At 38.1% G+C, this 14219-nt stretch carries 13 protein-coding genes; 11 read left to right on the top strand and 2 right to left on the bottom strand.

Annotated features, from left to right (window positions below):
• Nucleotides 1-36 precede the first annotated feature (36 nt).
• From AC3ANV_RS23545 to AC3ANV_RS23520, 6 genes are all read left to right on the top strand, one after another.
• Entirely contained in the window at nt 37-846 is an 810-nt protein-coding gene (locus tag AC3ANV_RS23545; RefSeq protein ID WP_488311049.1) for a YfkD family protein, read from the top strand.
• Nucleotides 847-967: 121 nt separating this feature from the next.
• Nucleotides 968-1168: an SE1561 family protein gene (locus AC3ANV_RS23540; RefSeq protein ID WP_488311048.1), complete on the top strand. Its 201-nt coding sequence runs from the start codon at nt 968-970 to the stop codon at nt 1166-1168.
• A 167-nt stretch (nt 1169-1335) separates the two neighbouring features.
• Entirely contained in the window at nt 1336-2880 is a 1545-nt protein-coding gene (locus AC3ANV_RS23535) for a fumarate hydratase (RefSeq protein ID WP_488311047.1), read from the top strand.
• A gap of 413 nt (nt 2881-3293) precedes the next feature.
• Complete coding sequence (pdaA, locus tag AC3ANV_RS23530) at nt 3294-4022, top strand: delta-lactam-biosynthetic de-N-acetylase (RefSeq protein ID WP_488314318.1); 729 nt, start codon at nt 3294-3296, stop codon at nt 4020-4022.
• A 121-nt stretch (nt 4023-4143) separates the two neighbouring features.
• Entirely contained in the window at nt 4144-5532 is a 1389-nt protein-coding gene (gene rlmD / locus AC3ANV_RS23525; protein WP_488311046.1) for a 23S rRNA (uracil(1939)-C(5))-methyltransferase RlmD, read from the top strand.
• Nucleotides 5533-5884: 352 nt separating this feature from the next.
• Nucleotides 5885-6847 (top strand): tRNA dihydrouridine synthase, encoded by a 963-nt coding sequence (locus AC3ANV_RS23520; protein ID WP_488311045.1) that lies wholly within the window; start codon nt 5885-5887, stop codon nt 6845-6847.
• A gap of 303 nt (nt 6848-7150) precedes the next feature.
• Here the strand turns inward: AC3ANV_RS23520 and AC3ANV_RS23515 are convergent, their stop codons facing one another.
• Nucleotides 7151-7759 carry a hypothetical protein gene (locus tag AC3ANV_RS23515; RefSeq protein ID WP_488311044.1) on the bottom strand — a complete coding sequence of 203 codons (609 nt, stop codon included), beginning with the start codon at nt 7757-7759 and terminating at the stop codon, nt 7151-7153.
• Nucleotides 7760-7980: 221 nt separating this feature from the next.
• Between AC3ANV_RS23515 and AC3ANV_RS23510 the strand changes: the two genes are divergently transcribed.
• The gene (locus tag AC3ANV_RS23510) at nt 7981-8322 is read left to right on the top strand and encodes a zinc ribbon domain-containing protein YjdM (RefSeq protein WP_488311043.1); all 342 of its coding nucleotides are present in this window, start codon (nt 7981-7983) and stop codon (nt 8320-8322) included.
• A gap of 174 nt (nt 8323-8496) precedes the next feature.
• On the opposite strand, the gene AC3ANV_RS23505 is transcribed toward AC3ANV_RS23510, so the two are convergent.
• On the bottom strand, nt 8497-9126 hold the full coding sequence (locus AC3ANV_RS23505) for a GntR family transcriptional regulator (RefSeq protein ID WP_488311042.1): 630 nt from the start codon (nt 9124-9126) through the stop codon (nt 8497-8499).
• A gap of 249 nt (nt 9127-9375) precedes the next feature.
• On the opposite strand from AC3ANV_RS23505, the gene garR reads away from it, so the two are divergent.
• From garR to hpt, 4 genes are all read left to right on the top strand, one after another.
• Nucleotides 9376-10269 (top strand): 2-hydroxy-3-oxopropionate reductase, encoded by an 894-nt coding sequence (gene garR / locus AC3ANV_RS23500; RefSeq protein WP_488311041.1) that lies wholly within the window; start codon nt 9376-9378, stop codon nt 10267-10269.
• Nucleotides 10270-10284: 15 nt separating this feature from the next.
• The gene (locus AC3ANV_RS23495; protein ID WP_488314317.1) at nt 10285-11709 is read left to right on the top strand and encodes a four-carbon acid sugar kinase family protein; all 1425 of its coding nucleotides are present in this window, start codon (nt 10285-10287) and stop codon (nt 11707-11709) included.
• Between the two features lie 96 nt (nt 11710-11805).
• Nucleotides 11806-13128, top strand: a complete 1323-nt coding sequence (locus AC3ANV_RS23490) for a gluconate:H+ symporter (RefSeq protein WP_488311040.1) — start codon at nt 11806-11808, stop codon at nt 13126-13128.
• Between the two features lie 535 nt (nt 13129-13663).
• On the top strand, nt 13664-14167 hold the full coding sequence (gene hpt / locus AC3ANV_RS23485) for a hypoxanthine phosphoribosyltransferase (protein ID WP_488314316.1): 504 nt from the start codon (nt 13664-13666) through the stop codon (nt 14165-14167).
• Nucleotides 14168-14219 lie beyond the last annotated feature (52 nt).

Raw genomic sequence — 14219 nt, 5'->3', positions numbered from 1 at the left:
CTTAAATGCCATTTGTGAAAGGAGTTCATTATTACTGTGAAAAAATTTGTCTCTATTCTTATGACGCTGCTATTAATGCTTTCTTTTTTACCGTCCGCTTTTGCTGCAAAAGCACCGGTGAAAAAAGAAGCGGTGAAATATCAAGTACCTCCCTCCGTGCGGAATATCACGAAGGAGAATACCTACCCGAATTCGACACAGGATTTGCCCTTATTACAGCCTAGTGATTTAACAAAAAAATTAATTAATTCTTCTAGAGTTAAGATTCAAAATCCTGATTTGATTCGCATGCTGAATGAGACCAGCATTAGCAGCACTCCATTTGCAATCGGATACCGTGCCATTGTATACCTTGGGCAGTGGCCCTTGAATTACGAGTCATCTGAAACCTCACCAAATTGGGAATATCAAAAGATCAATACCAATTATTTTGATAATCGCGGCGGCAAGGTGCCATACCGAATTCACTATGTCCAGGAAACACAAAAAATTGTCAGAGGCGGTCTCACTGCAAAAATCGCAAACGCCGAAGAAGTTAAAAAGATGATGCTATTAAAAGCGATGGAAAAAACACATCTTCCGCTCGCGTTTGAAACGGTAATTGGCGGCGGAACGAAAAATGACCATATTTACAACATTCCTCCTAATCGATTAGGTTACTTATATGCCTATGCACCCGGTGTGAATGAAAAAGGTAAGGTTACGTATGGTGAAGTTTATTTAATGTTAAAAGGGAATAGAAAGTTCATCGTTATTAAAAATGTCACCTCACAGGGTATTGGAGCCTGGATTCCGGTCCAGGATTATGTATCATTTGGCTTCGCTGCATCAGAAAGGCCAAGATAAGTTTGGGCGAAAAGACTCCAGTTGTTGGAGTCTTTTATTAATAAATAATTTGGGCAAAATATTGCCAAAGACCAAATATTTCGATAGGATGAAAAAGGTAAATGAAAGGAGAGAAACAATTTTGGGTAGCCCGACACATGACAAGAATTCACAAGTGGATTTCTTAAAGCACCGATTAAACATGTTCCTTGACGTGCTCGATGCCATCGACCCTGAGGATACAGATTTAGAAGATATTGACCGTTTACTATCCATGCTTGATGATATGGAATCAAAATGCAGGGAATTTAATAACCGTGAAGAAGTCAATGAGTCTGTTTAAAGCAGGCTCATTTTTATTGTCACTTTATGGAATTTTACCTCATACTACCATGTAATCGGTTGCAATCAAATCCTTTAATTTCAATGCATATAGGAGTATAATAGAACAGTCAAATCGTTATAAAATTTAAATGATTCTCATGGTACAAGGGGAAAGGGGTACTCGAATTGAATATCGTTAAATTTCAAGAAAGTATGTACAAGCTTGTAGTTGAAACCTCTACGAAACTTCCAAAGGATGTTCGTCGTGCCGTTAAGGCGGCAAAAGAAAGGGAAAATGCCGGCACTAGTGCGGCAATGAGTCTTGCCACCATCACAAACAATATTAAAATGGCAGACGATCAAGTATCGCCGATTTGCCAAGATACCGGCTTGCCAACATTTAAAATTAAAACGCCGGTTGGTGTTAACCAGTTGGAAATTAAAGAAGCAATTAAAAATGCGATTGTTCTTGCTACTAAAGAAGGAAAGTTACGCCCAAACTCTGTGGATTCCTTAACTGGAGAAAACAGCGGAGATAACCTTGGAGCAGGGCTTCCAGTTATCAAATTTGATCAATGGGAAAAAGATTATATTGATGTCCGCCTTATTTTAAAGGGCGGCGGCTGTGAAAATAAAAACATTCAATATAGCTTACCATGTGAGCTGGACGGTTTAGGACGTGCAGGTCGAGACCTTGATGGTATCCGCAAATGTATTATGCATTCGGTTTACCAGGCTCAAGGACAAGGCTGCAGTGCCGGTTTTATTGGTGTTGGTATTGGCGGTGACCGATCCTCAGGCTATGATTTAGCAAAGGAACAATTATTCCGTGCCGTTGATGATGTCAATCCAAATGAGGACCTACGCCGATTGGAAGAGTACGTGTTGGAAAATGCCAATAAACTTGGTATTGGTACGATGGGCTTTGGCGGGGAAGCAACATTATTAGGCTGTAAAATCGGTGTTATGAATCGTATCCCGGCTAGCTTCTATGTTTCTGTTGCTTACAATTGCTGGGCTTTCCGCCGCTTGGGTGTAAGCGTGGACCCTGTGACGGGAGAAATCAATGAGTGGATGTACCAAGAGGGAGAATTCATTGATTTTGCGCAAACAGATGCTGAAAAAGAAACAGCAGCTTCCATTTCCGAAGGCGTGATTTCTCTTCAGGCACCAATTACCGAAGAGCAAATCCGTGAATTAAAAGTCGGTGATGTCGTTCAAATTAACGGCATGATGTATACGGGCCGCGACGCGATTCACAAATATTTAAGCGATCATGATGCCCCAATTGATCTTGACGGCCAAGTAATATACCACTGTGGTCCGGTTATGTTAAAAGACGATGCCGGCGAATGGCATGTAAAAGCAGCAGGCCCAACTACAAGCATTCGTGAGGAGCCTTACCAAGGTGATATCATGAAGAAATTTGGTATCCGTGCCGTTATTGGTAAAGGCGGTATGGGGCCGAAAACCTTAGCAGCACTTAAAGAGCATGGCGGCGTATATTTGAATGCGATCGGCGGAGCGGCTCAGTACTACGCAGATTGTATCAAATCAGTTGAAGGCGTTGACCTTATGCAGTTCGGTATTCCTGAGGCAATGTGGCATCTTCGCGTTGAAGGCTTCACAGCTGTTGTAACAATGGATTCACACGGAAACAGTCTGCATGCTGATGTGGATAAATCTTCATTGGAAAAATTGGCACAGTTTAAGGAACCGGTATTTAAATAAGATTTAGGGGGTAGGCGCTGTAGCGTCTATCCTTTTTTAAAATTGATGGAATGGGTGAAATTTGTCCTTTTTATTTAAATGGAAAAAGTGGCATTGTCCAGAGTGTCAATTTGATTCAGAGGATGTACATCTAAAAGCTATTAATGACTATTTTCTTCTAATCAAAACCTCCATTAAAAATTCCGAATTATGCAAGTTTCTTCAGATCCCCTCTACTAGAACTGCATCATACCTGTTATCAAAATTAAATTTTCCCCATACTGGAACTAACAAAGGCCGAGTCTACCACCAGCCGCAATCATTTCCTATTTCTTCTAATCATGTTTTCCCTCCAAAAAACAAACACTAAAAAAAACAAAATAGGAGGAACATGGATGAAAAAATTCCTATGCACCTTTTGTCTGCTGCTTTTAATGGTGCCTCATGTTACATATGGTGCAGTATCAAATCAAGCCTTCAATTGGGGATTTAAAAGGGGTTCCAATGAACAGCCTGCAGAAGCAGGCGCACAGTTGGACCAGTTGATTGCAAAATATGGAGCCTTTTATAAAAATGATACAAGAACAAAGACATTATACCTTACCTTCGATAATGGTTATGAAAATGGATACACTTCAAAGATTCTTGATGTTTTAAAAAAAGAAAAAGTTCCTGCCACTTTTTTTGTGACGGGTCACTACTTGCTTTCGGCGCCTGAACTATCCAAACGAATGGTGGAAGAAGGACATATAATAGGAAACCACTCCTGGCATCATCCTGATATGACCGCCATAAGTGACGCAAGAATAAGGGAAGAGCTTGAAAAAGTCCGTGTCAAAACAAAAGAATTAACCGGTCAAAAAGAAATGAAGTATCTTCGACCGCCAAGAGGCGTTTTTAGTGAAAGAACATTAAAAATTGCTAAGGAAGCCGGATATACCCATGTATTCTGGTCACTTGCGTATGTCGATTGGAATGTCAATCATCAACGAGGACCACAATTTGCTTACGAAAGCATTATGAAGCAAATCCACCCTGGATCCGTAATACTCTTACACACTATCTCAAAAGATAACGCCGATGCCCTGGAAAGAGTGATCCGGGATTTGAAAAAGAAGGGTTACAAATTTAAAAGTCTTGACGAATTCCCACAAAATAGATAACAACGATCGAACCGAATTTCTGTTGAAATTCGGTTTTATGTTCTGAAACATGCTATAATACAGGGATTATGCAGGAAACGCACCCTAATGGAAAAGCGTTGAGCAATTTGGAGTGAACGAAATGAAAACAGAACAAAATAGTAAAATTCAATTAAACCAGACATTTCCATTAACCATTAAAAGGCTGGGGATTAATGGTGAGGGTGTCGGTTATTTTAAAAAGCAGGTAGTTTTCGTACCCGGTGCTCTTCCCGGTGAAGAAGTTGTTGTTGAGGCAACAAAGATCAATCCTAAATTTGCCGAAGCGAAAATCAAAAAGGTACGCATCAAATCTCCTCATCGTGTACAGCCGCTTTGTCCCGTTTATGATGTATGCGGAGGCTGTCAGCTCCAGCATTTGCAATATGACCAACAATTAAAAGAAAAACGGGATATTGTCATTCAATCGCTTGAACGCCATACGAGGCTAGCCATCGACAAGCTCGATATCCGCGAAACGATTGGCATGCAAGACCCTTGGGGATACCGCAATAAAAGCAGTTTCCAGGTCGGTCAAAAAGACGGGAAGGTTCTGGCTGGATTATACGGTCTAAACTCTCATCAATTGATTGACATTGACCAATGTGCTGTTCAGCATTCACAAACAAATGAAGCAACATCTGAAATCAAAAAGATTTTAGAAGAACTAAAAATCCCAATCTACAATGAAAAATCAAGAAAAGGGATTGTCCGAACAATTGTAACAAGGGTTGGTGTACAAACAGGTGAGTTGCAGGTTGTCTTGATTACATCACAAAAAGAGCTGCCGAAAAGAGATTTGATAATTGAAAAAATTCAAAAAAAACTGCCAACCATCAAATCGATTGTACAAAATATTAATGGACAGAAAACATCGCTCATTTTTGGAGATGAAACAACAGCATTGGCCGGAAGTGAATTTATCCAAGAAACACTGGGTGACCTTCAGTTTGAATTATCAGCTAGAACCTTCTTTCAACTGAATCCTATTCAAACCGTAAATCTTTATAATGAAGTAAAGAAAGCAGCAGCTTTGACCGGGAAAGAAAAATTGGTTGATGCGTATTGCGGTGTTGGTACGATTGGTTTATGGCTAGCTAATCAAGCAGCGGAAATTCGTGGAATGGATATTATCCCAGAGTCGATTGAGGATGCCAAGAAAAATGCAAAGCGCCACGGTTTCACCAATACAAAATACGTACCTGGAAAAGCGGAAGAAGTACTTCCAAAATGGGTTAAAAAAGGATGGCATCCGGATATTGTCGTCGTAGATCCACCAAGAACAGGGCTCGACAGCCAGCTGATCCAAACCATTTTACAAGTAAAACCAAAAAAACTCATTTATGTTTCATGCAATCCGTCCACATTAGCAAAGGACATTCAAACCTTGAGTGCTAAATATGAGGTAAAGTATATCCAGCCGGTGGATATGTTTCCACAGACCGCACATGTAGAAGTCGTGACGGATTTGGAATTGAAGATGTCTAATTAAAAAATGCTTTTGCTAGTTAACATAACCATTTGCCAGTCCGACCCTGATTTCGTTAAAAAATACTTTTGCGATTTCGGGGTCTTTTTCCTGTTAAACCCTTGTCAATCCAGTGTTCTGACAATTTTTTTTTCAGTCTTTTTTAGCAAAACTTATTTTAATTCAAACAGTGGAATGCTGGTTGATGGGGTGGATTTTAGCAAACCCCGATTTCGTGAAAATGAACATTTCCGATCAGTTTGATAAAAAGTGATGAAGCATGGTATAAGTGTAAAGGAAGCAGGGACATCTTGCTTTTTAATTTTGGGATAAGGGGTTGGCCTGGTATCCCATAGTGAAAGGATTTGAGTTTGAAATGATAGATAATTTTTGGCGTGATTTACCACGACCTTTTTTTATACTGGCACCAATGGAAGATGTGACAGATGTTGTTTTTCGTCACGTAATAAGTGAAGCCGGTCGACCGGATGTATTTTTCACAGAGTTTACAAACTCGGATAGCTATTGTCATCCAGAGGGCATGAAAAGTGTGCGTGGCCGTTTGATATTTACAGAAGATGAACAGCCAATGGTGGCACATATTTGGGGGGATAATCCCGAATATTTCCGTCAAATGAGTATTGGCATGGCAGAGCTAGGATTTAAAGGCATCGATATTAATATGGGCTGCCCTGTACCGAATGTGGCATCGAGAGGGAAGGGCAGTGGCCTTATTCTGCGTCCAGACGTTGCGGCAGAACTTATTCAAGCAGCAAAAGCGGGCGGACTGCCTGTCAGCGTGAAAACACGACTTGGCTATAAGGATGTAAATGAGTGGGAGGGGTGGCTAACGCATATTTTAAAACAGGATATTGCGAACCTTTCTATTCATTTACGTACAAGAAAGGAAATGAGCCAAGTAGATGCGCATTGGGAGCTAATTCCGGAAATCAAAAAATTACGTGACCGTATCGCACCCAATACGCTGCTAACAATCAATGGAGACATTCCTGACCGTCAAACTGGGCTGCAGCTTGCTGAACAATATGGTATTGATGGCGTTATGATCGGGCGAGGTATTTTTAAAAATCCTTTTGCTTTTGAAAAAGAGCCAAAAGAGCATAGCAGTAAAGAATACTTAGATCTTTTAAGACTGCAGCTTGATCTTCAAGATCAATATGCGGAAGCTCTGCCACGTTCAATCACAGGGCTTCATCGCTTTTTCAAAATTTATGTCAAAGGATTCCGTGGAGCTGGTGAATTAAGAAATCAATTGATGAACACGAAATCAACAGATGAAGTGCGTGCATTGCTTGATAACTTTGGAAAAGAATGTTGATGGGACGGGGACAGTGAAATGATGTAACTCTCAAAAAGTTAGAGAAAAAATGAATCACATCAACTCATGTGTACTTATTTTATTCAGTTTCAAGTTCCTTTGCAGCCGGCAACTTTTGTTTTGATAAAGTCTGTTTTCTGAAAGAAAAAGGTCTTAAGAATGTAATAAACCCACCAGCACCCTTGTGTTGCAACATACACTCTGCACATGTGGAGTGCTGTTCACTACTTGTAATGAAAGATAAAAAATAGATGTAGCAGTGAGTTAAGAGCCTTTTCGCTTAGATAGGGCTCTTTGATATTGTTAAGGTGTACTTTGCTTTATACGTTTCGAATTCTTTGAACTAGGGTTCTTCTTCTTATTCTTCTTTTTCTTCTTATTTGGCTTGCCATGCTTAAAACTTCCGTAATCGATGATGATGATTTCGCCTTCTTCGGATACCGCTAGATTCTTTAGCTTTGGATGACCATTTTCATTCCTAATATCATCAGGGATTATCCCGTATTTAATAAATTTCTTTTCCATTTTAAGTAATTCTTTATCATATTTTCCATTATTCGGGTGCGTGGATTCCATTTTTTTTATAATAATCCAACCGTGTCCAAAGGCTTCTACAGGGCAAAGGTATCTTCGTAAATTATCAGGACAGTGTGAATAATGGTTGTATTCACTTTCATTGGCTATTATCCCTACGTAAGAAATTGCAATTTTTAAAACAAACCCATTTTCAAGGTCAAATACAATTCGAGACCTGCCGCTTCCAATTAATTTATAGGAGAAATTTAAGGCATTTTCTGCTTGGTTTACCACTTTCAACTTTGATTCATTATCTTTAATTTTTTGATGCTCCAAGTTTGAAATCCAAAAATTTATGGACGTTAAATCAGTTTCAGATAAAATTGGATGATCCATACCAATTACCACTCCTAAATTTATTTAGGATTTTAATTTAAAACTCCGACAATCGTTAACAAAAATTCAATATCCTCAAATATACTCTTGGGATACCAATGGTTTCCCTTTTTCAAAGTAGTTAATAATAATTTATGAATATAAAAGGATGATAGTGAATGGATTGTCCAAAAATGTTATGATGTATTTTATTGAAAGAGGAGAATGGAGGAAATACAATTATGACTAATATGCCAAATTGCCCAATTTGTAAATCTGAATATACCTATGAAGATGGAAGTCTTTTTGTTTGCCCGGAGTGTGCTCATGAATGGACTTTGGAAATAGAAACCGAAAATAGTGAAGACCAAAGGATTTTCAAAGATGCTAATGGAAATGTCTTAAACGATGGTGATACTGTAACAGTAATTAAAGACCTTAAAGTAAAAGGAAGTTCATCCGTCTTAAAAGTAGGTACAAAAGTAAAAAATATACGTTTAGTTGATGGGGATCATGATATTGATTGTAAAATTGATGGTTTTGGAGCAATGAAATTAAAATCTGAATTTGTTAAAAAGGTATAAAGTAATTATTGGGAATTTTTATTTAGCTATAAGAGCATCTGCATTTTGCAGGTGTTTTTTTCATAGAAGTAATTATTTCGAAAAAATTTTTATTAAATGTTGCCCAAATAAAAAACACATCCTCCAATGATTAGGAAGATGTATCCTTATGTTGGATTTATTTAAAGCAAACGCCTAGTTACCTATTAGATGCAAACAAAAGTCTAAATCAGCCTGTAGATGGTTTTTCATCAGTAATTCAGCTTTTTGACCATCTCTTGTTTTAATTGCCTTATAGATATGTTCGTGTTCGTCGATTAAAAATGGACGGTTATAAAAAACAACTGTCCGTCGGAAAAGGTAAATAATCGACTGCATACGGTCGATAATATCAATCATGACGGGATTATTACTGGCATTGACAATAATTTCATGAAAACGCTGATTGGCGTTCATAATTTCTTCGATAGTCCCTGTCTTTCCTATCTCAACACATTCAAATAAAGAATGGAGTTCATTTTCTTTTAAGTAGGATGCTGCACATTGAGCTGAATACCCTTCTAATAAGATACGAACTTGAAACATATTTCGTAAGTCTTTTTCTGTTGGCTTCACAACCCTTTTATTAACGATAAGCCCTTCATGTTCTAATTTTCGAATCGATTCCCTTATAGGTGTTCTGCTAACACCTAATTCACTTGCTATTTTTTCTTCTACAATTTTTGTACCACCGGGAATTTCTCCATTTAAAATCCTGTCACGGATGATTTCATAGGATTGATGGTAAGCAGGTTGAGAACGATCAATTCCAAACACAATTTTCACCTCAATATCCTTCCATAAGCTAATTTTATCTTACCAAATTTTATAACAAAAAAATATAGAAGACAGTATTAGTTTATCTTTTTTGTATACAAAATAATTGAAAATGTATACAGAAATCAAATGTTCGTGTACAATGACAATTGTAATCATTACTTGAAAGCGATTGCAGATAATTTGAAACGATTCAAAAAATGGTAAATCGCTTAATTATAAGGAAAAAATGTATCAAGACATCGAGGAGGAATAAAGATGGAACGCAATGTTGGATTTATTGGCCTTGGAATAATGGGAAAACCAATGTCGTTAAACCTGATTAAGGCAGGACATTCACTTACTGTTTTCGATCTTAATCAAGAGGCAGTGAATCGTTTAGTAGAGGCTGGAGCAGTCGCTGCAACATCTCCTAAAGAACTGGCGGAAAAAAATGATGTCATAATTACCATGTTACCTGCTTCTAAACATGTGAAAGAAGTAGTTTTAGGTGAAAATGGAATCTTGGAAGGGGCAAGAGAAGGTTCTGTCATCATTGATATGAGTTCGATTACCCCTGAGGTTTCACGGGAACTTGCAGCAGAAGCAGCTAAAAAAGGTGTAGGAATACTGGATGCGCCTGTTAGCGGCGGGGAACCTAAAGCCATTGACGGTACCTTGTCAATAATGGTTGGTGGTAAAGAGAATGTTTTTGAAAGCGTTAAATCGGTGTTTTATGGTATGGGAAAAGACGTTATCTTAGTTGGCGATAATGGCTGCGGGGTTACAGCAAAACTAGCCAATCAAATAATTGTAAACCTTAACATAGCTGCCATGTCTGAAGCACTTGTATTAGCGGCAAAAACAGGCATTGATATTGAAAAGATGTACCAAGCAATCAGGGGAGGACTTGCTGGAAGTGCAGTCCTGGATGCGAAGGTGCCAATGATTCTTGACAGAAATTTTGTTGCCGGCGGCAGCATGGCCATCAATCTTAAAGACATTACGAATGTAATGGAAACAGCCCATGAAATTGGTGTTCCATTACCGCTTTCCAGCCAATTGTTAGAAATTTTCCATGCGTTAAAGGTAGATGGAAAAATAAAAGATGATCATGGAAGCATTGTCAGATATTATGAAAAACTAGCAAATGTTGAAGTAAAGAGGGCTTAAAAGATGAGCGAGAATATGAGATTATCCATAGAATTCCTAGAAACCCTTCCAGAGGTCGACCGTCAGGCTGTAGATGTATTGTTGGAGGAAGCACTAAACAGTTTAAATAAAAAAATTATCGTTCTGGATGATGACCCTACAGGTGTACAAACCGTACATGGTATTTCCGTTTTTACTGATTGGTCTGTGGAAAGTATTGAAAAAGGATTTAATGAAAAACAGTCCATGTTTTTTATCTTAACGAATTCCAGAGGGTTTACAGCTGAGGAAACTGAAAAAACACATCGGGAAATTGCGGCTAATATTTTATCAGTATCTTCTAAATTAAATCAAGAATTTATGATTATCAGTCGTGGAGATTCAACTCTTAGAGGACATTATCCATTGGAAACAAATGTTTTAAAGGAAAGAATTGAATCAGCTTCTGAGATGAAGATGGACGGAGAAGTGATACTCCCATTTTTCAAGGAGGGAGGGCGTCTAACCATTAATAATATTCATTATGTACAGTACGGTCAGGAGCTTGTACCCGCAGGCGAAACAGAATTTGCAAAAGACCGCACATTTGGCTATTTAAAATCGGATTTAGGTGAATGGATTGAAGAAAAGTCGAATGGAGAGTATTTAGCAGAAAATACATTATATATTTCTCTTGAACAATTGCGTTCATTGGAAATACGCAAAATAGCCGATCAGCTGGCCCGGATTAATGATTTTAACAAAGTGGCTGTGAATGCAGTCGATGAAGTGGATGTAAAAATATTCACGATTGCACTCGTACAAGCCATTAATGCCGGAAAGAACTTCCTATTTAGAAGTGCGGCTGCTCTTCCAAAAGTCATCGGAGGAGTTAGTAATAAAGCTTTGCTTACCAGAGAAGAATTGGTTGGAGAAGAAACAGGCAATGGCGGATTAATTATTATCGGTTCCCATGTTAAAAAGACTACTGAACAGCTAAAAGAGTTAAAAAAATTAAGTGAAATTGAATTTATTGAGTTTAATAGTCATTTAGTTTTACAGCCGGATCAATTCCAAAAGGAATGTGATCGAGTAATTGAAACGACTGAATCCCTGATTCGCTCCGGTAAAACCGTTGCTGTTTATACAAGAAGAGAACGCCTCGACCTTGGGGAAGGTAAAAAAGAACAAGAATTAAAATTATCGGTAGCCATTTCTGAAGCTGTTACAAGTATTGTCACGAGATTACAAGTTAGACCAAACTTTCTCATCGCAAAAGGCGGTATAACCTCCAGTGATGTCGGTACAAAAGGCCTGAAGGTAAAACGAGCTACGGTAGCCGGACAAATTAGGCCGGGCATCCCTGTATGGAGAATAGGCGATGAAAGTAAGTATCCGGGTATGGCTTATGTAATCTTTCCGGGAAACGTCGGCACGAAAAGTGATTTAAAAGAGGTTGCTGAAATTTTAAGCAAGCAATAAATGGTAAGTTGTATCGTTTGGAAAGAATTCTTATGGGAATGCCAAATTAGAAAGTGAATTGGCATTCCCGAAAAAACAAAAGGAAAGAGGGAGAAAATGCCAATAGTATTTATCTGTATAGGGGTTGCACTATTACTATTATTAATGGTGGTCTTTAAGTTAAACGCTTTCATTTCGTTAATTATTGTTGGATTGCTAGTAGGTATTATGGAGGGAATGTCACCCATTCAAGCGATGACATCTGTTACAACGGGTTTGGGCGGAACGCTTGGAAATCTCGCCTTGGTTATTGGCTTTGGGGGTATGCTGGGGAAATTAATGGCTGATTCCGGGGGGGCCCAGAGAATTGCTACCACTTTGATCATTGCATTTGGGAAAAAGAGAGTTCAGCTTGCTGCTGTTCTTACCGCGTTTATTGTTGGAATCGCTTTATTCTTTGAAACAGGAGTCGTAGTACTAATTCCATTAGTATTTACAATTGCAGCTGAAGCAAGTGTACCTATTCTCTATATTGGAATGCCGGTTATTGCTGCTCTTATCACAATGCATGGCTTTGTTCCTCCACACCCGGGACCAACAGCAGTTGCAGGAATCTATCACGCCAATTTGGGTAAGACCTTATTATACGGAATTATCATAGCCATTCCTGCAGTCATTATTAGTGGTCCTTTATATACAAAATTGTTCAAAAAGGAAGATTTAGAAGTAGAGATTCCAAAAGGGCTATTTAACCCTAAACATTTTAAAGAAGAAGAAATGCCTGGCTTTGGTATTAGTGTTTTTACTGCCCTTATTCCAGTTATACTTATTGCATTTCAAGCTATTGTAGAAATTGTTATGCCTAAATCTTCGCTTATTCCGGCAGCTCAATTTTTAGGTAATCCTGGCGTTGCCCTATTAATCTCTGTAATCGTTGCCATTTTTACCTTTGGTCTTAACCGCGGTAAAAAAATGCCGGAATTAATGAATTCCATTACAGAATCTGTAAGCAGTATTGCGATGATTTTATTAATCATCGGCGGCGGCGGTGCGTTTAAACAAGTGCTGATTGACAGCCATGTGGATAAATACGTTGCTCATTTGATGGAAGGATCAACGATTTCTCCGTTAATTCTAGCTTGGTTAATTGCTGCAATTTTAAGGGTAGTATTAGGTTCTGCCACTGTAGCTGGTATGACTGCAGCAGGTATTTCAGCTCCACTTGTTGCGGTAACCCATGTAAGTCCGGAACTTATGGTTTTAGCCACTGGGGCTGGAAGTATGACATTCTCCCATGTAAATGATGCAGGCTTCTGGATTTACAAAGAATTCTTTAACCTTTCAATCGGTAAAACGATTAAAACATGGTCTGTTATGGTTACGATTGCATCTCTTGTCGGATTAACAGGCGTATTAATCATAAATCTAATTGTAAAATAATAAAATTGAAATAGAATTTGATAAAATGAATGCTAGAAAAAGAGTAACCTATTACCTTACTCACGACAAAAAAGTAAGGAAGGGTTACTTTTTTTCTGTTGTAAATATCTCAACAGTACTTCATGTGTTGTCAAACTAAGGATTTTATCTTGCTCAGGGAGCCAAACCTTTAAATGCCCTCATTTCGGCGAGTTATTTGCATGCCAGGGCCGGTGAAGAGGAAGCAAAAACATTATCACATTATTGAGTAATGCCCTTAGATATTTTTAAGGGAATAAGAAATCAGCTAAATCAATTCGGTTTTCATTCCTGATTGAATTATAAAAGAAGATGTGAAATCAATGATTAACACTGCTTTTTATTGCATATAGCATCAAGAAATTGGCGAAAATTATAAATAGAAAAATTATGGTTTTTAAGGGAGGAAGAGAACCTCCTTTTTTAGTGGATACTTACCTAACATCGCCGCAGGAATTAAGTTTCTAAAGATAATAGAAGGAAGGTATGAATCGTGGCATACAAAATTAAAAATGTGATGATTACAGAAACGGATATTAAACAAAGAGTGAAGAAAATAGCTGAGGAAATTGAAAATGATTTTAACAATGAAACAATCATTTTGATTATTGTTCTTAAAGGATCATTTGTATTTGCCGCCGATCTGATTCGTGAGATCAAGGGAGATATAAAAGTCGATTTCATTTCTGTATCCAGCTACGGTAATGATACCGAAACGACGGGAAAAGTAAGACTTTTGAAGGATCTGGATGCAAATATTACGAATCAGAATGTAGTAGTGGTTGAGGATATTATCGACAGCGGACTTACATTAAATTTTTTGCGGGACCATTTGAAAACTCATAAACCGAAACAAATTAAAATCTGCACGCTTTTAGATAAGCCTGAAAGAAGGAGAGTAGAATTGCCTGTTGATTACGTCGGATTTGTAATTCCTGATGAATTTATTGTGGGCTATGGCATTGACTACGCGCAAATGTACAGAAATTTACCTTACATTGCAACTGTGGAAGAGTGTTAGAAATTCTTACTTAATATCTTTGGACTAATACGAATACCTTACCGGACAGAAG

The organism is Neobacillus sp. DFD-2R (assembly GCF_057747865.1).
This window is presented reverse-complemented; position numbering and strand designations above follow the sequence as displayed.